Genomic DNA, 21,287 nt, shown 5'->3' on the forward strand with positions numbered 1-21,287 from the left:
ATTGATTGAAAAATGTTTTCCCTATACTTTAGTAGGATAAGTTGTGTGTATAAAAATGCAGCATAAACAACTCTAATGATGGTTGTGTGACGATATACATAATAAAGTTTGAGGGCGCTTGAATGCTGAAACCTTTGCTTGCTGATGTTGTGGGTTCGTCTTGATGTTCTATAGAACACAAGATTTTCGGTAGCCAGATTGAGTTATCTTATTTTGGTTCGTTGTCGAAAAATCTACATCAGAATACCTAGCTTTCAAGCGTCCCACTTTTTTCCATCAGTTTGTTTATAATTTTTAGCACTTACTGATTTTACACCTGAATTTTCCTCTCCTGATTCATCCTTTCGTTTAGTAAAGCTATTTATCCAAAGAACAATCACCTAAAGAACACTTCACCTAAAGAGCCGTCTACTTAAATATCAGTCTACCCAATGAACAACTATTCATCACGTGATGAGTCGATGATTGAATTTTTGAAGCAAAAAGGGCACTGATTGCAAATAGTTGTATGTCTATTCCCAATAACAAAATAAAATTAGGTTTCGATGCAAAACATTCATTCTGTGGTTGAATGTTGACTGTAGTAATCTGATAGGAACTCAAACGGTTCTATAGCAGTAATTAACAGCCTAGATGCATCCTTGAAACCACTAGCATTCAGATTTTAAACTGAGAGAAATAGAGATTAGATTATGACAATTAACCGTATTAATCCGTGTAAGCGTTGGTCAGATGTAACGGTATTTAATGGTATCGCTCACTTTGTTGAAGTGGCAGACACTGATACTTCAGCAGATATGAAAGGCCAAGTGGAGCAAATTCTTGCTCAAGCAGAAGTTTCTCTAGCGAAAGTAGATAGCGATAAATCACGTATTCTTTCGGTTACTATATATGTTACTGACTTCGCTTTGTTTAGCGCACTAAATGACGTATGGGATAACTGGTTCCCAGAAGGCTGCGCTCCTAGCCGTGCTTGTGTGAAAGCAGAGTTGGCTAACCCTGAGTACCTTGTAGAGATGGCGTTTGTTGCCGCTGCGGGCGAAAAATTCCAATAATAAACTCCAGTGCTGTTTTAGTTTGATGATATTGGGTCTATTTGGAACTTATAGCCGATCAGAACGCCAAATTATCTAACTAATGAAAAGTAAATATGTCTCAAAGCTGCCAGTAGGCGGCTTTTTTTGTTTTGAATCGTATCTATCCTCGTTGTGTCAGGTACCTACCATACCTAATGGTTACGGCATCTCATCTCATTCCATCCTTATTATTACGTATTTGTAATAGTTATTTGCTTTATTGCCTAATTATCAATTTCCAAGTAATCGATATAATAGCCGCAATTCAAGTTTGATGTGACTTCTATCACATAAATGGTACTACTTCTAAGTAGAAGTTGAGGAAAGAATAATGGCGAATTTTGTCGTAGTTGGCGGTGGTGCTGCCGGTTTAGAGTTAGTGACTCGACTGGGTAAAAGTTTTGCTGGCAACAAACAGCATACAGTAACGTTAGTTGAACCATCTGGTCATCACTTATGGAAGCCACGTCTGCATGAAATAGCGGTAGGCAGCTTTGATAACGAGCTTGATGCTGTTAGTTATGTTCAACACTCAGTATGCAATGGCTATCAGTTTGTTCAAGCGGGCATGTCTGGTTTGGATCGAGAGTCAAAGACGATTGTTCTAGATCGCGATGTGGATGGAAACAATACCTTAAGTTATGACTATTTAGTGATGGCAGTCGGCGCAGTAAGCAATGATTTTAAAATCAATGGTGTACGCGAGCATTGCTTGTTTCTTGACTCCTCTGAACAAGCGCTTCTAGCGTGGGAGCAGATTAAAAAGATGTTGCAATCAAGCACTCAGCAACGAATTTCGATTGTTGGTGCGGGTGCAACCGGTGTTGAGCTAGCCTCTGAATTAGCGAAGCTTAATCAGCAGTTAAGCCGTTATAAAATGGGTGGTAGCTTAGCGGTGACCTTGATTGAAGCCGCGGATCGGGTTCTACCGGCTAGCCCTAAATGCATGTCTGAAAAAGTGCAGCGCAAACTAGAGCAGCAAGGCGTAACGGTTCAGCTGAATGCAAAAGTTCAAAGTGCGAGTCATCATCAATTAATCGTTAATGATACCGCGATCGAAGCACAATTGCAGGTTTGGGCTGCAGGTGTTAAATGTGCTGATTGGCTGGCAAACTTAGATGGTTTAGAGACCAATCGTATTAACCAAATTCGTGTGAAGCCGACGCTACAAACGACACTAGATGATAGTGTTTTTGTCATTGGTGATAACGCTGAATGTCCACAACCTGATGGTTCAATGGTTCCACCAAGAGCTCAAGCGGCGAATCAAGAAGCGACACATTTGGCGAAGCAATTTAAAAGACTGATTAAAGATAAACCATTGCAACCATTCATCTTCAAAGATGGCGGTATGATGATCGCCCTTGGTCACGATTACGCAGTGGGTTCTGTTATGGGTAATAAACTCGTATTGCGTGGGCGTTGGGTTCGAAATATTTATGACACGATTTTCCGTCTTCATCAGCAAGTGCTATTTGGTTGGGGACGAGTTTCTGCATTGATGATACTCAAACGAGTCAAATGCCTACTTAATCCTTACTACAAAGGCAGCCTTTCTTAAGCCGCATAATGCTGAAAAATAAGATCATCAGGACGTACTCGTTTCATGTTTCGAAACGAATACGTCCTGATGATTAGTATGACAGCTAATTTGGCTACAAAAATCTTTTAGTTACGATGCTCGTTTAGCAACGAAGCTCATTTAGTGACAAATAAGTAAAACAACATCGTTTGGAATTCTTTATGTGGAATAGACTACGTACATCTTTGCCAATACAAATGGTATTGGCGGCTTTACTTGCCTGGCTAACTGCCTTTTTATTAACGTCTTTTTTATCAGAGCCGAGGTTACAGTCCGCATTAGCTAATGGTGATTTTGATACTATTTTTCTCGCTAAAACGATCTATTTAGGCTTACTAAAAATGGTCGTAGGGATCATGGTGTTGTTTTCTTTGATAGAGGGAATAAGCAACATAGGTTCAATGGTTCGCCTTAAAAACTTAGGTAGCAAAACTCTCATTTTTTATACATTTACTACCACGATCGCCATCTCTCTTGGTTTGGGTGCTTCACTGTTAATGCCTCAATGGCAACCCCTTGCTGGGCATGTCGCATTAGCTGACAACGTTACGCTTATTGATAGTAATGATGCAACGGGTGGGGCGATTTTAACCAAGATGATAACAATGGCTCTGGTTAACCCTGTAGCGGCGATTGCTCAAGGTAACCTGCTAGCTATTGTCGTTTTTGCTTTGATGTTTGGCACCGCGATTCTAATCGCCTTACCTAAAGAGAATGCGTTGCATGAGGTAATTTCTGCAATCAACAAAGTGATCAATACTTTAGTTTCTGGCATTGTGAAACTATCACCTTTGGCCATTTTTGCGATTATTTTTGAAATTTCGTTGACGTCAAATAGCCAGTTGTTCGGTCAATTGGCACTGTTTGCATTGTTGGTTTTTGTATTGACCATGATCCATGGCGGTATTGTTCTACCACTGATCGCAAAACTGGCAACTGGAATATCGCCACTGACTTTATTTAAGGCGATATCAGCACCGATGGCCATGGCGTTGGCCACGTCATCAAGTGCGGCTACATTGCCACTTGCAATGCAAAGTGCGGAAGAAGAGTTAGGTGTGTCACCATCAGTTACCAGCATGGTCTTACCGCTCGGTGCTGTAATGAATATGGATGGTACAGCTTTGTTTGAAGGTGTCGCTGCAATTTTCCTTGCTCAGTTGTTTGGCGTTGACTTATCAACCTCTGGTTTAGTGATGATCTTTATCATGGCGATGGTTTCATCGGTTGGTGCTCCGGGTATGCCGTCGGGTTCTATGTCTGGTATGCAATTAGTACTTCTTGCCGCAGGGATACCTTTGGAAGCGATAGCGATTTTACTAATCATTGAGCGCCCGTTAGACACTTTCCGCACGGCCGTTAATGTGGAGGGGGATATCATTGCCTCTTTGGTCGTAGACAAATGGCAAGCTAGCACTCACAAAAGTGCTACTTTAGAAACTGCGAATTTGACCATTGGGTAAGTGGCGGCCAAATTGGATAAACAAGTACAAGAGCATCAAATCAATATGGGGCTTTTGTACTTGTTTATTCTATTGGTGTTAACGACCGAACATGCGATTAAGAGTTTGATCTTTATCGAGAACATGGTGCTTTATCGCACCTAATATGTGCAAAGCGAACACGGCAATAATAATGTTGACGAAAAAACCATGTATATTGCCACCTACCTGCTGTAGCCACTCTACTTTCTCTCCGGCACTGATTAGCGTCCAACCAAAAATATCAATACTACGACCTCCACCAATGCTCATCGCTATACCGGAAATAGGCATGACTAATGTGGCGAGCATTAATAGACCATGAACGGATTTAGCAGCTTTTTCTTGCCACGCTGGCGTTTCAGAAGCGGGTGATATCGCTCCTTCTTTGAGACGCCAAATAATTCTGGCTATCGCAAGTAACAGAAATAGGGCACCAAATGATTTATGAATGCCAATAAGCTCGCCTTTTTCAGGACTACGAGGCAAATCAACGAGATAATATCCGAGTGCGAAAATTGCGATAAAGCTCAGAGCTGTTAACCAATGCCAAAAGATGGTTGAACGAGAAAGAGGGAGTGGGTTGAGCATACATAGACCTTATTTTTGTTAGGGTTATGTAGCGCATTATCTTGGTTATTGTTGCTTTTGACTATATGAATGAGTGTAAAGTTGCGCAAATAATGCGCAAAAAACGCTCCATTATCATGAAGCGTTTCTTTATTGTTAGCAGTTAGCAGTTAGCAGTTAGCAGTATGCTCGTGCCACACGACCTTCACAATCGATGGTGTATTCCCTTGCATAGGCAGGAATGAATACAGATTGGCCTTTCTCTACTTCACAGTGGCTACCATCAGCGTGGTTGAGCACCATTTTGCTATCGAGAGGCAATAAAATTTCAGCCGAATTTGATGAAATTGTGCGCTGTGTGGAACTTAGAATAACGGCAAATTTAAAGTCAGCGACTGGGATCGCGTACTCAAGAACACCGTCATGCTCACTTGGTGCTAACAATAACGACTCAAATGGCATTTCAACAAAGCGAGTGCAAGAGACCAACTCTGGAATATCCATGTATTTTGGCGTTAGACCAGCACGTAGAACATTGTCTGAGTTTGCCATGATTTCAAGGCCAGACCCTTTGATGTAAGCGTGAGGTGTTTCCGCATCAAGGAACATAGCTTCACCTGGCTGAAGCGTTAATACGTTCAACATTAATGGTGCAAATAAGCCAATGTCACCTGGATATTGTGACTCTAGATCAATTAATAAGCCAAATAGTGGATCAGATGATTGTTTCGCAAACGCCATTAATCCCTCAAGGGCCGTTTGTTTAGCTTCACCGTCCAAAGATAAGATAGCAGTGAAGAATTGAGTTAACCCTTGCTCGGATTGATCAGCTTTTAGTGCTTCAATCAAGGTTGAAAGCGTGTTGATTTCAAGTTGAGTAAAGTTATCAATGATGGCCGCAATAGAACGAAAACCATTCATTGCTTGGTAAGGTGTTAACGCATAAACCAATTCAGGCTTGTGATTAGGATCTTTGTAGTTACGCTCAGCACTATTGTGTGCAATGCCTTGACGCTCTTCACGAGCAAATCCAATTTCTGCTTGCTGTTTATTAGGATGAACTTGGATAGAAAGGGCTTTTTCTGCACACAATACTTTGAATAGATACGGAAGTTCACCAAATGTGTCAGCAGTTTTATCACCAAGATAAGCAGGTAAATCGGTGTTAATCAAAGAAGAGAGCAACATATTTTCAGCTTGATTAACGACAGTTGAGCAACCATTTGGATGAGCGCCCATCCAAATTTCCGCTTGTGGTTCACCATGCGGGTTCTCGATACCGAAAAGCTGTGTAATAGAAGTAGTGCTTCCCCATGCATAGTTTTGAATAACATTGCTCATTGGGAAAAATACAGGTTTTGTCGTTATAGTCTCAGGCATTGTTCTTAGATCCATCAGAAAGCGAAAAAGGCTTGAGCTAGGGGCTCAAGCCGAAACTGTATAAACGGTGCGTACTATATCACGCTGCCGCAGCTTGAATTTTGGCCTTGCGCAATTTTTTTAGTGTCACACAAGTTAGTGCTGTTACTACCGCACCCGTTGCCATTGAAAGTAAAGCAAGTAGTGGTAAGTTCATTGCGCCAAGAAGAGCAACAACTGGGCCACCATGCGCTACGCTATTGGTGATGCCGAATGAGAACGCCATTACAGCGGCAACCATTGAACCAAGTACGTTAGCAGGAATTACAGACATAGGATCCTGCGCTGCAAATGGAATCGCACCCTCAGAAATACCGACTAGACCCATTGCGCCAGAAGCTTTACCAGCTTCAATTTCAGATTCTTCAAACAAATCAAGCTTACGACCAAGTACTGTCGCTAGAGCCATACCTAAAGGTGCAACTGGAATCGCACAAGCCATAGCACCCATAAATTGAGTCTGACCACTTGCGATCATGCCGACAGAGAATAGGAATGCCACTTTGTTAAAAGGACCGCCCATATCGAAGCCAGCCATACCACCTAGCACAATACCAAGTAATACAACGTTACCAGTACTCATGCTGGTTAGCATTGCATTTAGGCCATCCATTAATCCAGCTATCGGTGCGCCAATGATGAAGATGAACATACCAGCGATGAACAGAGAACCAGTAATTGGTGCGATCATAATAGGCACAAGTGGTTGGATAAACTTGTGGTAGTTAAGGGATGTGATCCATTTAACGAAGTAACCAACCAATAGACCAGCAATAATAGCGCCAATGAAACCTGTACCGGCTTCAGCACCGTAGAAAGAACCGTTATTGGCAATCCAACCACCAATTAAGCCAGGAGCAAGGCCCGGACGGTCAGCAATTGCGTATGCAATGTAACCAGCCAGAATTGGAATCATTAAGGTAAAGGCAACGACGCCAACTTGTAGAATTTGGTTCCACATGCTTCCATCAGGAATGGCCATACCAGCTTCAGTGGGTTCACCGCCAACCGCTAGCGCTAACGCAATCAAAAGACCACCAGTTACTACGAATGGAATCATGTGAGATACGCCATTCATTAGGTAGCGGTATAGGTTTGAGCGCGTTTGAGCAACTTTGCTACCTGCAGATTGTGTTTCTGAACCAGCCTCCGCTTGGTAAAGAGGCGCATTTAGTGCTTCCTTGATTAACCCTTGAGCATCACGAATTGGTGCTTTCACATTCGTTTTTACTACACGCTTGCCAGCAAATCGAGCCATGTCGACTTGTTTATCACAAGCCACGATGATGGCATCGGCTTTCGCGATTTCTTCAGCCGTTGGGCTATTTTTAACGCCAATAGAGCCGTTAGTTTCCACTTTGATGTCATAACCCAATGCAGCTGCACCTTTTTCAAGGGCTTCTGCCGCTAGATAAGTATGGGCAACACCGGCCGGGCAACCTGTTACTCCGATAACAAAACCTTGGTTTTCAATAGCTGATGTCGCTTGAACAGGGGCTTCTTTGGCTAGAAGTAACTCAAGAGCTTGCGCAGAATTCGTCGCACTTAGGAATTTTTCAATGAAACCATCTTCGATCAACTTAGAAGAAAGCTCGGCAAGTACTTCAATGTGGTGATTATCACCACCGTCAGGTGAAGCGATCATGAAAAATAGCTTAGACAGTTCACCATCTTCAGCGCCGTATTCGATACCTGACTTGCTTACACCAATCGCGACTGCTGGCTCAATAACGGCAGCGCTTTTTGCATGAGGGAGTGCGATACCTTCTTCAAATCCAGTATTACCGAGCTCTTCGCGAGCTTTGATATCGATAAGGAATTGCTCTTGATCACTGATACGCCCTTGAGCGTGTAATACAGCAATCAGTTCTTTAAAGACCTCTTCTTTGGTCTGAGCTTGAAGTTCAAGCTTAATTAAATTTTCGTTAATCAGTTTAGTGATCATTATCCACCCCTAGGTGTTGTCATTATTATGATTTGGTGCCCAAACCACTTCAGGAGCATGATAGAAGCAGCTCGGGCATAGCGTTATTCTGGCGAGGTACAGCAAAATACCCAAGTGAAGAAAACTCGCATTTACTGGATTTTTGTATCACGCATTGAGTAGTGTGATATAGATCGGTATTAAGCACGCATTTGGCGTGGTTAAGTAAATATGTATCTTAGGGTTGTGGTTGATGATTTGTTTTTAACTTATTGTATTTATATGTTTTAATGCTGGAATGTGCAATTTGTTGATTACGTAAAATAGTGGCATTTACTGGATATTTGTAGCATGTATTTAAAATTGTGACATATTGCATTGGTTTAGAGCTTGAGTTGGATGTATATATCTAACTGGATTTATTTTCGTCCAGTTAAAGTTTGCGGAGAGTGAGCTATGGTGTTTCACAATTTAATTTCGTCAGTGCTGAGTGAGCGTGAGCCGCTACATAATATTTGGTTTGCAGGGGATTTTCATACACCGCCGCCATTTAGTTATCAGGTGAACTTTCCTCGCCTTGAACTGGTTCTCGATGGTGAATATGTGAATGAGATGGAGAGTCATGATCGCCAGCTAACATCTATTGTTGCTCGTACGGGGGACGCGATTTTTATTCCGCCAAACTGCTGGAATAAACCGGACTGGGACACAGACTGTTCAGTTTTGAGCATACTATTTGGGCGACGTCAGTTAGGGTTGAGTTTAGTCAGTAAGCGCAAAGGCGAGGCCCAGTTTTTTGATATCCAAAAACACAGTATTCAAACTCGTTCTGGCTTTGCTATTGATAATATATTGGAAGCGCTCAGTTCTTTAGCTCGTGAAAGCCATAAGAAACCAATGGATGAGCTTTTACTTCAAGCACTGCTGCAATATTGTAATACGATGTTAGAAGCACCAGTGGAACAAACGCAAAATCGAGTAAAAGACTTATATCAGGGGATCTGCATCTATATTCAAGAGAACTTTCATCGTCAAATTACTCGTGACAGCATAGCAGAGCGCTTTAGCATTTCATCAAATCATCTATCTCGACTGTTTCGCCAGCAAGGACACATGACCTTGGCAGATTACATAACTTGGGTTCGCATTGATCGCGCAAAATTCATGCTTAAAAAATACAACTTTAAGTTGTCTGAGGTGTCTATTCGCTGTGGATTTAAGGATGTGAACTATTTTTGTCGGGTATTTAAAAATAAAACGGGGCGTACGCCGACAGAATACCGAGGTTCGGTGTAAAGCGAGTGTTGGTATGCAGCGTTATTTAATGATGAGACGAAAAAAATTAGAGAAGTCGAGTCATTGAGTACATGAGTAAAGCTTGTAAATCGATGCTATTACGTGTGGCAACAAGCCGTTCAGTCATCTGGTCACATAACAAGTTGCGAGTAAGATTGGTGACTGTCACAATCTGCTCTCTATTGGGTTTAGCCGGAAGAACCAAAGCAATGGCAAGATTGACATCACCAATGACCGAGGCCCAAGAAATGGGTTCTTTGCTAGCGATGACCGCAATAGCAAGATGATCGATGTCGGCAAACATGACATGGGGTAGAGCTATCCCTGGAGTTACACAGGTGGAAGAGCGTTCTTCTCGCTTTATAAAGGCTAAGATTAACTCATCAGGCTCTTGTGGATGGATTAGATGAGCTAATCCTTTTAAACACTCAAATTTACTGAGTTGTGTACATGCCTTGGCGTAATGCCAATGTACATCACAGGGTAAATTGAGTTGCGGAATGCGCTCTGAAAGTTGGTCGGAAAAGGTGCTACTAATGTTTGAACCGACCAGCGAATAGTGCTCAGCAATGATGCCTTTGAGTACAAAGCAGGCTAATTCAGAATCTAAACCAATCGCCTCAATTTGGCACAAATCATCCTTAAGTAAACCCGCTTGAAAAACACCCATCGTTGTAGAAAGGCTCGCTCGTCTATTTTGAGTGATATTAATGATGGTAATAAGGCTTTTGAATTTTTTAGCAAGTGTAGATAGCGCCGATGCGACAACGGCGCTGCTATTAACATCATCAACAAAGAAAGTGATTTGGCTACGATTCATTTGGAGTGTTTATCTCAATATCTGTCGTGACGGCTTGCTTCAACGTACACTCAGTTTCGGCAATGATTAATAAAAACTTTATCAACGTTAAGTAACACTTCTTCAATAGAAATCGTCACTTTGTTCATGCCCTCGAAGCGTGCGGCTTGTTCAATTTCAATATCGGATACGATTAACACTTTATCTGCTTGGGCGATATCGTGTAGTGATAGTGGGTTTTCGACACCCATTGCTCCTTGAGTTTCAACTTTGATTTGGACATTAAATTTTGGTGCAGCTTTGACAAGGGCATCAGCAGCCATATAAGTGTGTGCGATGCCTGTAGGGCAAGCGGTGACAGCGACAATTTTCATGGTTGTTCTCGTTATTTATTTTGGCAGATAATATCATAACCATATACCCAAGTAACCTCGAACTGCTTGGTTCCGCGAGAATGATTAGCTTTAGGAAAATACTGATACTAATCACATTTTTCATTCTGTGTTACATTACTCCAGTTAATGCTTTTTTCTTCCTATTTCCCAGATTGACCAAGCTGATTAATCTTATCCCACAAGACGAATACCACACGCTATCGTGGTTTCGAACAAAATGGGGTATGACAACCAAACTCAATAAAGTTTCATGTTGCAGTAGTGAGTGATGGCTTGAGATTGAGGCTGGTCGGTCTGGTTCGAAGACGAACAACAAAGGTACATAATAATGGATATAACCCACCTTATTGAGCCCCATACAATTTGTTTGAATTTACAAGCTCGTACTAAAGAAGAAGTTCTTCTCGAGCTGGTGGATATCCTCGATAGCGCGGGAAAACTCGCTAACAAAGATCAGTATTTGGCAGATATTTGGAAACGTGAAGCAATCGGTAATACCGGTTTTGAAGATGGAATTGCTATTCCGCATGCAAAAAGCTATGCGGTAGCCGTTCCAGCAGTGGCAGTGGGTATCAGTCAAACTGGTATTGATTACGGTGCAGAAGATGGGAAACTGTCGGATGTCTTCTTTATGCTCGCTTCTCCAGACGGTGACGATCATCATCACATTGAAGTATTGGCGCAAGTCTCCAGTAAGTTAGTGGAAGATGGTTTTATAAAAAAACTCAAAGCGACGGAAAACGTCACACAAGCGTGGGAATTGTTGACTGATATTAAGTCTAACGAATCGGCAGACAAAGTGGAGGCTACCACTGAATTTGCTGTTAAGTCACAAAGCCCAGCAAAACAAACATTAGGTCGTTTAAAAGAGCATCTTTTGTTTGGTACCTCTCACATGATTCCTTTCATTGTGGCTGGAGGAGTGCTTTTGTCGCTTTCTGTGATGATCTCAGGGAAAGGTGCTGTACCAGAGAGTGGCATTTTGGCTGATGTTGCTCAGATGGGTATCGCAGGCTTAACATTGTTTACTGCGGTATTGGGTGGTTATATTGCGTATTCCATCGCAGATAAACCGGGCTTAGCTCCAGGCATGATAGGTGCTTGGATCGCGGTAGAGCATTACAATACCGGGTTTTTAGGTGCAATAGTGGTTGGCTTTTTAGCTGGCTTCACTGTGCAGCAATTAAAGAAAATAAAACTCCCTGATAGCATGAGTTCACTCGGGAGCATCTTTATTTATCCTCTAGTCGGTACGTTTATCACTTGCGGTGCTGTGATGTGGATAATCGGTGGTCCTATTGCGGATTTCATGGCTTCGATGAACGCATGGCTTGATAGTATGGCCGGTTCCGGCAAGGTGATGCTCGGTACCATTCTAGGTGGTATGACTGCATTTGATATGGGGGGACCTATTAACAAAGTGGCGACGCTGTTTGCTCAAACTCAAGTTGATACACAGCCTTGGCTGATGGGCGGGGTAGGCATTGCAATTTGTACTCCTCCATTAGGTATGGCTCTTGCTACTCTTTTATCCCCACAAAAATTTAAACGTGATGAACGTGAAGCGGGCAAAGCCGCAGGTATTATGGGAATGATCGGCATCACTGAAGGTGCCATTCCTTTTGCTGTTTCTGATCCTGCACGTGTTATCCCCGCGATAGTTGCTGGTGGTATTGTCGGTAATGTGACAGGATTTTTGTTCCAAGTATTGAACCATGCTCCTTGGGGTGGCTGGATAGTATTACCGGTTGTCGATGGAAAAATTGGCTATGTGATTGGTACCCTACTTGGTGCATTGACGACAGCTATCATTGTTATTTTGTTGAAAAAAACCGTGATGGAAGAAGAGGATGAATCTCACTCTTTATCGGTTGCCACATCTGTTGAGGGCGAGGGAGAAGCAGATATTCTCGCTGTGACTTCATGTCCATCAGGAGTTGCTCATACATTCTTAGCAGCAAAATCGCTTGAAAAAGCAGCTTATTCAATGGGTTTGAAAATTAAAGTGGAAACACAGGGTGCGAATGGTATTAATAATCGTATTACAGCGACAGACGTCGCCAATGCGAGGTTTGTGATATTTGCTCATGATGTCGCTATTAAACAACCTGAACGTTTTATTAACATTAAAATCATCGATGTCACAACAAAAGATGCTATGCACAACGCAAGTGGATTGTTGTTGTCACACCGATAGTTATACCGAATTCTTAAGTAACAAATAGTCCCCTAGACTATATGCTCTTAGCTCCATACCTAGTATGGAGCTTTTTTTATGCGTAAGACTTAAGATTATTTATCTAGTGACTGCAACTTAGGTATGGGCGTTAGATGAGAAAAATGGTCACGAAAACGATAATTTCGTCTGCTCAAGAATATTAGAATTACGAGATTTAGCCGTTGGTATATGACGTGGTTGGTGAAAATACCCCTAATGTTCAAGGGTTTTAATTGATAGTCGGCTTTATTATATTGTTTATTCATTCTTTAGTTTGGACAAGGAAGGCCAAATGAATAAACAGTATATGCCCATTATGCTCAGCGTTGCGGTTGTTACAGGGTGTGGTGGCGAATCAGAGGCAATATCGGCAAACTCACTATCGAGTGGAGTATTTTCGTTTACTGGCGACTTCATTGAACAAGAAACAGTGATGGCATCGTTAACGATAGAAGATCAAGATGGTATCGATCAAATGGAACTAGGTTATCGTTGGTATGACGATATGGGCGTTATATCGGTGACAGAACAGCTTGTGTTAGAACCTAAAGACGTCGGTAAAAATATCCATCTTGAAGTGACATTTACCGATGATATGGGTAATGAAGAGACATTAACGAGTCAAACTTATACTGTTGAGCCAAAGCACGAGTTGGCTCTTTTTTATTCAGCGAGCAATTATAAAATATCACAAGTGAAATCGACAGATTTTGGTCAGTCATGGTCATCTGAATTCAAAATTGATCAAGATGAAACCGACCCTGACGCTGCTGGTTACTATCCTAATGTTGCCAGTGATGGTAAGGGAAATATCGTCGCGGTATGGACATCTGAATATGTTGATGCCTACGGAGGAGAATACGATCCCGTCTTTTCTTATTCAAATGATAATGGGTTAACTTTTAGTGATAAAGCTCTTCTTAATCCAAGCGATGTTGCGGATTCGGAAGGGGATGAAGACCCAACAATTGCGACAGATAAGAATGGGAATTGGGTAGCAGTATGGTCTTCAGGAGAGAATATTGATGGGAGTGGCACTGACGGTGATATCGTATTTGTTCGCTCTCAAGATAACGGTAAAACATGGACTGAGGCGCAAGTTCTTCACTCATTCTCTCTCAGTGATCGCGCCCACGATTGGTACCCGACAGTCAAAATTGTTGATGATCGTTGGATCGTAGTATGGATGACTCAACACGATTTTAGTGGTAGTGGTGGAACCGATCGAGACATTGTTATTAGTTACTCTCAAGATCAAGGCGCGACATGGAGTGATCCTAAGTACGTCAATTCATGGGCCCAGTCAGATACAAATTCAGATGATGATTCGTTTCCTCTTATCGACTTGAATTCTAATGGTTCGATGGTTGTGGCTTGGTCTGGCCATAATGGTGAAGCAGATTATGATATATATGCGGCTATGTCGTCAGATTTTGGTGAAACATGGTCAACAGCGACGAAAATTAACGATTACGGGAATCGTGACGCAAGTTCAGATCACGACTATCCACGTCATGTCGCTATTAATGAGAATAATACCGCTGTTATTAGTTGGCATGGAAAAAATGCCGCGTTTGGTGGGGGGGAAGATTTATTTTATAGCTCGAGCTTTGATTATGGTAACAGCTGGTCTTCTGAAGAAATCATTAACGTCAACCCTGATACAACAACTCAAGAGTACGCAGCCATTATTAGTGGACCCGATGACCGTTGGATTGCATGTTGGGTAAACGGTGATGGGAGTGTAGCAACGAAACGTTCTACAGATTTAGTCACGTGGTCGCAAGCTCAATACATATCTCAAATTGATAGTGCATATTACACGTGCAACCTGCTTTATCATTGATACAACTAGCTTACTGGTTCGCGGTACCAACAAAGCAAGGTTATATTAATGCGATAGTCATTGAATAAATGAGTATCGCATTAAACATCGTTAGGGTGCGATAAGATTGTTTCGTACTAGGCCACGCCTTACGTTTTTGCACAGTTTGCCAAATCGATTTAATTCCTCAAACGTTGGCGAAATTTCGCGTGTAATTGCGTGCTCCCAATAACTCAGCTCAGAGTCGACAAGTTCCATTAGTTTTTTCGGACAACCAATGCAACTATTTTCGGGGCCACAACGAAATGTCTCGGGGCTATACAAAGGGAACTCATCTTTAACTTGGTCGATGATTAATTTCATCGCAGTAATGCGATCTGGTTTTTTAGCCATAACAAAGCGCCTAGTGTGAGGAAGGAGCGTAGTCTAGGCCTGTAGCATATCAATGTCAAAAGTTGCCTAATTATGACACAGTTTTGTTTAGGCTTCGTAATCAACTCTTGCCTTACAAACCTTTGTTCACCAAGGTTGAAATGGCTATGTAATTCGCATTTCTTAAAGAGAATCAAATTGAGAAAATATTTAAATAAAAGGGAATTGATTTTTAATTCATTGATTATTAATAAGTATTTATCTTTGTTTAGGTGGTCTGAATAATGCATCATCTTTGCTTTCTATGGAGGTATTTATGGATGATTCAATTAAGCTGCTGACGCCAGAGCAAGCCATCGCTTTTGATACTGAGTATATCGATGAGGAGCTGTTTGGTTTTGTTACACGAACTTTGTCAGCATACCTTGATACTCCAGAAGAGGCTCATTTTTTGGATGTGGGTGGAGGCAATGGTATATATGCGGACAAATTGCTCAAGCACTACTCTGGCTGTCACGTTACCGTCGTTGAACCCGAAGCATGTTTGCTGAACAAAAACGTACCACATGAGAATAAGCACCTTAAGCATGATTTATTTCAGAATGTCACAGTTGAACAAGAATTTGATTTAATTCAGTTCAACTGGGTGTTACATCATTTTGTCAGCGATACCTATGAGGCCAGTTGTCATCTACAAGAAAACGCATTAATACAGGCGTATAAGATGTTAAAACCGGGTGGGATGGTTGTGATTTTTGAAAATTTCTATGAGGGTGCCGCATCATCAGATCGTCCAGGACAACTCCTGTTTAACTTGACGGCTTCTAAGGTTTTAGCGCCGTTGACCAAAAAAATGGGGGCAAATACAGCCGGTATAGGTGTTTGTTTTCACTCAGAACTTTATTGGCGAAAATTATGCCTCATGGCGGGGTTCAAGCAAATGGCGTCTTCACACTGTTATGATTTTGGAAACCTAAGTCCCCTCAAAAAACGAATCTTGCAGATCGAGAACCAGAGAGTCGGCCTTTTGATTGCGGTAAAACCTAATGAATAAGATTATTGTTAGGGTATTTATCTTGGAGATCATCAGTCACTGATTCAATTGTTGTCTGCCATTTTTATGGGCGTAGTGACTTATCTGTGAGATTGATTATCTAGTATCTCGAGGGAACTGGGTGCAGTGTAAATAAACATGTTGTAACAGAGTACAGTAATCATAAGGGTTCTGTTAGAATGCCGCCTTTTGATTTTGAGACAAAACCAGTGTATTGAGTTGTCTCGACATAAGGTAATAAAGGTATATGAAAAAGAGCCATGTAACGATTGGATTAACGAATCCGAAAAGCCCTGAAAACGTTGGTGCCGTTATGCGTGCAGCGGGTTGTTATCAAGCAGATGCCGTCGTCTATACAGGGCAACGTTACGAAAAAGCGGCAAAATTTCAGACCGACACTAAGAGCATGACGCGATCTATTCCTTTGACAGGGGTAGAATCGTTATTGGACGGCCTTGACCCTGATACACAAATTGTTTGTGTTGAGCTTGCGTTAGGTGCAACGCCATTACCTGTTTTTGAGCACCCAGAAAAAGCAATTTATATTTTTGGGCCTGAAGATGGCTCTATCCCGCAAGATGTTGCAGATAAAGCTCATCACGTTGTTTATGTACCTACGATAGGTTGTATGAATTTAGCAGCATCAGTCAATGTTCTGTTATATGACCGGTTAGCAAAATCGAGCAATGTGATTCAAGGCGACGAACTTATCATGAACAGTCGCGATAACCGCAATAATTTACAAGTGAAAACATCCTCAGTCGCATAGTTACAATTGTCACTATGGATCGTCTCTATTTAACAGCACCGCCAACTAAATAGAGACGATGAATTAGGCACTCTTCTCTAGTTCTTCATCTGTTAATGTTCGAATCACTTTCGCAGGTACCCCAACGCAAAGTGTGTTGGCTGGTAAATCTTTTGACACAACGCTTCCAGCCCCAATAACAACGTTATCACCAATTGTGACGCCTGGACATACTGTCGAGTTAGCCCCTAACCATACGTTATTACCTATTGTGATTGGTAAGGCAAACTCTTCCCCTGCAGCCCTTTTGGTTGCAGAGAGAGGGTGACTTGCTGTCGCAATCACGACGCCCGGAGCAAGCAATACCCCATTGCCAATAGTAACCGTTGCACAGTCTAAAATGACGCAGCCATGATTGGCGTAAAATGAGTGTCCAACTTTAATGTTGTAACCAAAGTCGCAGTTGAACGGTGATTCAATGTGAGCATCTGTTTGTGTCACCTGCATTAGTTGAGCAATAATTTTTTGTCTCGCATCGCGTTCAGTGGGGCATATGTTGTTCAATTTATGGCAATGTCGCTTTGCATTATCTCTATCCTTAGCAAGCTCGGGATCCCAAGTTCTGTAGATTTTTCCAGAGAGCATTTTCTCTTTTTCTGTCAGTGTACTTTCGATAAATGTGTTGTATAGGGGATGCATAATGTCCATATCTTCAGTGTCATGTAGAGGAATGAAAGCGGATAGTTAGTTGGTGCTTTACGCAGTCAAATTCCCAGTTTTTTGCATAATAATAGAGTCATTCATAAGAGTGCAGCTCTTTGTTAGATCGCTTCTCAGTAAATGAGAAGTGAATCAGATGATAGTAACGTATGTATCAATGTAGTTTATCCAAGTTATTGTTTTTAAAGCTTGTAAAAATACGAGCGTCCCATTCATAAAATATTACGTATCGGGCGTGTTACACGTGATGTTGGACAGACTAAAGGGAATATGAGTCAACTATAGGTAGCATCTTTGCTGATTTTTATTGTACAATTTCAAACGTTAATAGATTGTGTCGTGTAAATTAAAGCACGGAACGATTCACGAACAGAGCGCAAATTGATCGGAGAAATTTCGATTTGGGCTGTGAACAATAATAATAAAGCAACGATATGTTGCTGACCTCGTATTTCGACTTAACACATTTGGTTTGGCCGCTGATCAGTTAAGGAGAGTACAAACTGGCGTTACGCATAGCTGGCTGTTAGCTTTAATTCCTTACTTTGTATGATCTAACAGTTTTTGTAACCAGAACCCGAGCTTGGCTTGGGTTTTTTTCTGCTCCGAGTTTATCTTTAAAGATACACATATGATTTTAATATAGGACAGGGGCTCGCCTATCTAGTGCCTCTAGCTTAACTGATGGTTGATGCTGGGGATTGTCGTGTTCGTGCGTTTATAGCTCTTTGTTTGAGGGAGCTTTACCCACATAGCGCAGTAAAACATATAGACTTCCTTGAGAAAGGGCCACTTTTCTAAACAGATCCGCAAATACAGCATCTCCGCCAAAGCATTGATTAATATAGTGATTAATTTCGTGGTTACGATACCCCTCGACATACATCGATCTGACCCATTGGTATTCAACCGATTTTAAATTCGTTAGCGTCGCTTCGCACAGCGTAATCTTTATCGAATTCACGCGAGCATCCTGTAATGTGTTCCATCGAGATTTGGATTAAAACATATCTAAATGAAAGATTAATTACAGGATGATGACGTTAATTATTCACCGTACTTAAAATTACTAGTGGGTTATCAATGTAATAGAGCGTAGAACGTTATTTTAGATGTTTGACGTGAGTCTCCATCTGTTCTCCTATCGTTTTACGCATTTCCATCAGTTTGATAGCAGACTCTTGCAGGTGGATATCTTCAGCTGTGGTAGGAGTCCATTCAGGTACGGAGGTTGGTTTACCATCTTCATCTACAGCGACCATGATAACGATACAGTGGGTAGTCAGGCGGTTTTGTCTTTCTTTAGGATCACTGGCTTGCACATCGATGGCAATATGCATTGAGCTTTTTCCTGTGTAGATAATTTTGGCGCTGACTTCGACGAGGTTTCCAACATGGATAGGTTGGACGAAACGAATACCACCAGCATAGGCTGTGATACAGTATTTCCCACTCCAACCTGCGGCACAGGCATAAGCCGCTAAATCCACCCATTTCATAACGGCTCCGCCGTGCACTTTCCCACCAAAGTTTACATCGCTAGGCTCAGCTAAAAAACGTAATGTCACATCGCGTATTTTAGTACTCATTATTTTCCCTTGTTCTCGTTATTTTGAAGAAAACTGTGTGGTTTATTGGTATTAACCTCGTATGTTAAGCGAGTGTATCAAAACCGTTTATTTTCTTCGATAGAGTGACAAGAGAACGCTTATTACGCAATCAGTAAACCAAGCGAATTGGTCTTGGAGCACAATAAAATTTTAAAGAGGATACGTGAGCACGAATACTCTCTCTAATCAGGGCTCATTATCGAGCTTATTTTTTAACTTCGTCGTATTCGCCTTCAATCACCTGGCCACTTTTATCGCCAAAAGGAGTCTGATTGATATCGCGTTGCATAAATGTTGTTTGTTGCTCTTTTAATGATTTTTGAATCTTTTTTCCGGTGATGAGGGCAACAATCGTAAGCGGAATCGCCAGTAATAAGCCCATCACTAGAGTGAAAATGCCAATAAATAGTGCAAAAACGCTGGTAATAACTTTGTTCATTGAGTGTCTCTCATGTTTTTCTAAACAACGGATTCATCTTAAGCGAGTGATGATGAACGAAAGATGAACATCATAGTCATCAAAACGTTCAACTATCTTTGGCATAAAAAAACGCTCCCAGATGGGAGCGAAAATAAATGAGATATAATTATTATGTTGTGGAGTTTAAATCTGTTTATTGAGGGAACGTTTTGTAGCGGACGCCCATCATGTGTTCCATACAGTGAACGACTTGGCAGCTATAACCAAATTCATTGTCGTACCAGATATAAAGAACACAGCGGTTATCTTGTGCAATCGTTGCTGCGCCATCAACCACACCGGCAAAGCGAGAACCGACTAGATCAGTTGAAACGACTTCTGTTGACTCAGTGTAATCAATCTGACCTGCAAGTGGTGAGTTCATTGCAATGTCGCGTAGGTATTGATTTAGTTCATCACGTTCTACTGATGAATTTAGGTTCAGATTCGCTACTGCCATTGATACGTTCGGCGTTGGGACGCGGATAGCATTTCCGGTAAGTTTGCCAGCTAATTCAGGCAGTGCTTTCGATACCGCTTTTGCTGCGCCTGTAGAAGTCAGAACCATATTGAGTGATGCGCTGCGACCACGACGTTCACCTGAGTGGAAGTTATCAATCAAATTCTGATCGTTGGTGAATGAGTGCACGGTTTCAATGTGACCAGATATGATACCGTACTTGTCATTGATGGCTTTTAGTGCTGGTGTAATTGCATTTGTTGTACAGCTTGCTGCTGAAATGATTTTATCATCTTCTAAAATCACATTATCGTTTACACCGAACACGATATTTTTGATGTCGCCTTTACCTGGTGCAGTGAGTAGTACCTTTGAAGTACCGTTACACGCTAAGTGTTGGCTTAAGCCCTCACTGTCACGCCATACACCAGTATTGTCAACGATAAGCGCATCATTAATGCCGTAGGCTGTGTAATCAACTTCTTCAGGTTTGTTCGCATAGATAATTTGAATAAAGTTACCATTTGCAATTAAAGCCTTGCGCTCTTCATCGACAATAATGCTGCCATCGAATTGACCATGAACTGAATCGCGACGCAGTAAACTTGCACGTTTTTCAAGGTCACCTTTGCGACCGCCACGAACGACAATAGCACGCAAACGTAACGGGTAGCCGGCGCCACTTTTCTCAACCAATAAACGAGTCAACAAACGTCCAATACGACCGAAGCCATACAGTACAACGTCTTTTGGAGTTGAAACTGTGTTGCCATCCATTGCGCCAATTAATGACGTATGTAGGAAATCTTTAACGCCGTGAGCATCACTATGGTTCTGCCAGAATTGTGCTGCAAGTTGACCGATATCCACACGACATGGGGAAATAGTCATTTCTGATAGAGCTTCGATTAGCGGTAGCGTTTGACTAAGTGTTAGCGGTTGACCCGTATAATGACGAGCTAGACGATGGGTTTTAATGATGTCGATAGTGGCAGCATTGATTAGCGTTTTACCAAAGAGTAGTACTTCGACGCCTTTTTGACGATAAAGCTGACCGAGTAGGGGGGAAATTGTTTCTGCAATCGTTTGGCTTTCTTGCCATTCAAGGCGGTGTTTCTCAGGACTCATTGTCATTTGACCTTTCACGTGTTTTAGGCTGACTCATCACAATTAGGTTGTGAGAGGTTTGGTGGTGAATTTATTGTAATTTTTATGTGGCAGAAGTGTAATGTGTCATGCATTATTCTGCTAGTAAAAATAATGCAGTGCAGTTTAGCG

General features: G+C 41.8%; 19 protein-coding genes. 8 read left to right on the forward strand and 11 right to left on the reverse strand.

Features of this window, described 5'->3' with window-relative positions:
• Nucleotides 1–692: 692 nt before the first annotated feature.
• The 3 genes from DZ860_RS01135 to DZ860_RS01145 all read left to right on the forward strand — a co-directional run bounded on the left by DZ860_RS01135 (nucleotide 693) and on the right by DZ860_RS01145 (nucleotide 4,121).
• Entirely contained in the window at nucleotides 693–1,055 is a 363-nt protein-coding gene (locus tag DZ860_RS01135; RefSeq protein ID WP_120029071.1) for a RidA family protein, read from the forward strand.
• A 352-nt stretch (nucleotides 1,056–1,407) separates the two neighbouring features.
• Nucleotides 1,408–2,637 carry an NAD(P)/FAD-dependent oxidoreductase gene (locus DZ860_RS01140; RefSeq protein WP_120029072.1) on the forward strand — a complete coding sequence of 410 codons (1,230 nt, stop codon included), beginning with the start codon at nucleotides 1,408–1,410 and terminating at the stop codon, nucleotides 2,635–2,637.
• A 182-nt stretch (nucleotides 2,638–2,819) separates the two neighbouring features.
• Nucleotides 2,820–4,121, forward strand: coding sequence for a dicarboxylate/amino acid:cation symporter (locus DZ860_RS01145; RefSeq protein ID WP_120029073.1), 1,302 nt, complete (start codon nucleotides 2,820–2,822; stop codon nucleotides 4,119–4,121).
• Nucleotides 4,122–4,199: 78 nt separating this feature from the next.
• Here DZ860_RS01145 and DZ860_RS01150 read toward each other — a convergent pair whose 3' ends face one another.
• The 3 genes from DZ860_RS01150 to DZ860_RS01160 form a co-directional block, all read right to left on the reverse strand.
• Complete coding sequence (locus DZ860_RS01150; protein WP_120029074.1) at nucleotides 4,200–4,730, reverse strand: cytochrome b; 531 nt, start codon at nucleotides 4,728–4,730, stop codon at nucleotides 4,200–4,202.
• 156 nt (nucleotides 4,731–4,886) lie between these two features.
• Nucleotides 4,887–6,089 (reverse strand): mannose-6-phosphate isomerase, class I, encoded by a 1,203-nt coding sequence (manA, locus tag DZ860_RS01155; RefSeq protein WP_243641783.1) that lies wholly within the window; start codon nucleotides 6,087–6,089, stop codon nucleotides 4,887–4,889.
• Between the two features lie 79 nt (nucleotides 6,090–6,168).
• Entirely contained in the window at nucleotides 6,169–8,073 is a 1,905-nt protein-coding gene (locus DZ860_RS01160; RefSeq protein WP_120029076.1) for a PTS fructose transporter subunit IIABC, read from the reverse strand.
• Nucleotides 8,074–8,508: 435 nt separating this feature from the next.
• Between DZ860_RS01160 and DZ860_RS01165 the strand changes: the two genes are divergently transcribed.
• Nucleotides 8,509–9,348: a helix-turn-helix transcriptional regulator gene (locus tag DZ860_RS01165; protein WP_120029077.1), complete on the forward strand. Its 840-nt coding sequence runs from the start codon at nucleotides 8,509–8,511 to the stop codon at nucleotides 9,346–9,348.
• Nucleotides 9,349–9,394: 46 nt separating this feature from the next.
• Here the strand turns inward: DZ860_RS01165 and DZ860_RS01170 are convergent, their stop codons facing one another.
• Together DZ860_RS01170 and DZ860_RS01175 are read right to left on the reverse strand one after the other, a co-directional pair.
• A complete protein-coding gene (locus tag DZ860_RS01170) occupies nucleotides 9,395–10,168 on the reverse strand; it encodes a PTS sugar transporter subunit IIA (protein ID WP_120029078.1) in 774 nt (257 codons plus the stop codon).
• Nucleotides 10,169–10,218: 50 nt separating this feature from the next.
• On the reverse strand, nucleotides 10,219–10,521 hold the full coding sequence (locus DZ860_RS01175) for a PTS fructose transporter subunit IIB (RefSeq protein ID WP_120029079.1): 303 nt from the start codon (nucleotides 10,519–10,521) through the stop codon (nucleotides 10,219–10,221).
• A gap of 349 nt (nucleotides 10,522–10,870) precedes the next feature.
• Here DZ860_RS01175 and DZ860_RS01180 point away from each other — a divergent pair, with 349 nt between their 5' ends.
• Complete coding sequence (locus DZ860_RS01180; protein ID WP_120029080.1) at nucleotides 10,871–12,739, forward strand: PTS fructose transporter subunit EIIC; 1,869 nt, start codon at nucleotides 10,871–10,873, stop codon at nucleotides 12,737–12,739.
• A 313-nt stretch (nucleotides 12,740–13,052) separates the two neighbouring features.
• Nucleotides 13,053–14,606, forward strand: coding sequence for an exo-alpha-sialidase (locus DZ860_RS01185; protein ID WP_120029081.1), 1,554 nt, complete (start codon nucleotides 13,053–13,055; stop codon nucleotides 14,604–14,606).
• Nucleotides 14,607–14,696: 90 nt separating this feature from the next.
• Here DZ860_RS01185 and DZ860_RS01190 read toward each other — a convergent pair whose 3' ends face one another.
• The gene (locus DZ860_RS01190; protein ID WP_120029082.1) at nucleotides 14,697–14,978 is read right to left on the reverse strand and encodes a hypothetical protein; all 282 of its coding nucleotides are present in this window, start codon (nucleotides 14,976–14,978) and stop codon (nucleotides 14,697–14,699) included.
• Between the two features lie 295 nt (nucleotides 14,979–15,273).
• Here DZ860_RS01190 and DZ860_RS01195 point away from each other — a divergent pair, with 295 nt between their 5' ends.
• On the forward strand, nucleotides 15,274–16,011 hold the full coding sequence (locus DZ860_RS01195; protein ID WP_120029083.1) for a class I SAM-dependent methyltransferase: 738 nt from the start codon (nucleotides 15,274–15,276) through the stop codon (nucleotides 16,009–16,011).
• A gap of 247 nt (nucleotides 16,012–16,258) precedes the next feature.
• Entirely contained in the window at nucleotides 16,259–16,780 is a 522-nt protein-coding gene (locus DZ860_RS01200) for an RNA methyltransferase (protein WP_120029084.1), read from the forward strand.
• 63 nt (nucleotides 16,781–16,843) lie between these two features.
• Here the strand turns inward: DZ860_RS01200 and DZ860_RS01205 are convergent, their stop codons facing one another.
• The 5 genes from DZ860_RS01205 to DZ860_RS01225 all read right to left on the reverse strand — a co-directional run bounded on the left by DZ860_RS01205 (nucleotide 16,844) and on the right by DZ860_RS01225 (nucleotide 21,137).
• Nucleotides 16,844–17,467 (reverse strand): sugar O-acetyltransferase, encoded by a 624-nt coding sequence (locus tag DZ860_RS01205; RefSeq protein WP_243641784.1) that lies wholly within the window; start codon nucleotides 17,465–17,467, stop codon nucleotides 16,844–16,846.
• A 730-nt stretch (nucleotides 17,468–18,197) separates the two neighbouring features.
• Complete coding sequence (locus tag DZ860_RS01210) at nucleotides 18,198–18,443, reverse strand: hypothetical protein (protein ID WP_120029086.1); 246 nt, start codon at nucleotides 18,441–18,443, stop codon at nucleotides 18,198–18,200.
• A gap of 139 nt (nucleotides 18,444–18,582) precedes the next feature.
• Nucleotides 18,583–19,068, reverse strand: coding sequence for an acyl-CoA thioesterase (locus DZ860_RS01215; protein ID WP_120029087.1), 486 nt, complete (start codon nucleotides 19,066–19,068; stop codon nucleotides 18,583–18,585).
• Between the two features lie 226 nt (nucleotides 19,069–19,294).
• Nucleotides 19,295–19,528, reverse strand: coding sequence for a hypothetical protein (locus DZ860_RS01220; RefSeq protein WP_120029088.1), 234 nt, complete (start codon nucleotides 19,526–19,528; stop codon nucleotides 19,295–19,297).
• Nucleotides 19,529–19,703: 175 nt separating this feature from the next.
• A complete protein-coding gene (locus DZ860_RS01225) occupies nucleotides 19,704–21,137 on the reverse strand; it encodes a glyceraldehyde-3-phosphate dehydrogenase (protein WP_120029089.1) in 1,434 nt (477 codons plus the stop codon).
• Between the last annotated feature and the right edge of the window lie 150 nt (nucleotides 21,138–21,287).

It is taken from the genome of Vibrio sinensis (assembly GCF_003605645.1).
Taxonomy (GTDB): Bacteria; Pseudomonadota; Gammaproteobacteria; order Enterobacterales; family Vibrionaceae; genus Vibrio; species Vibrio sinensis.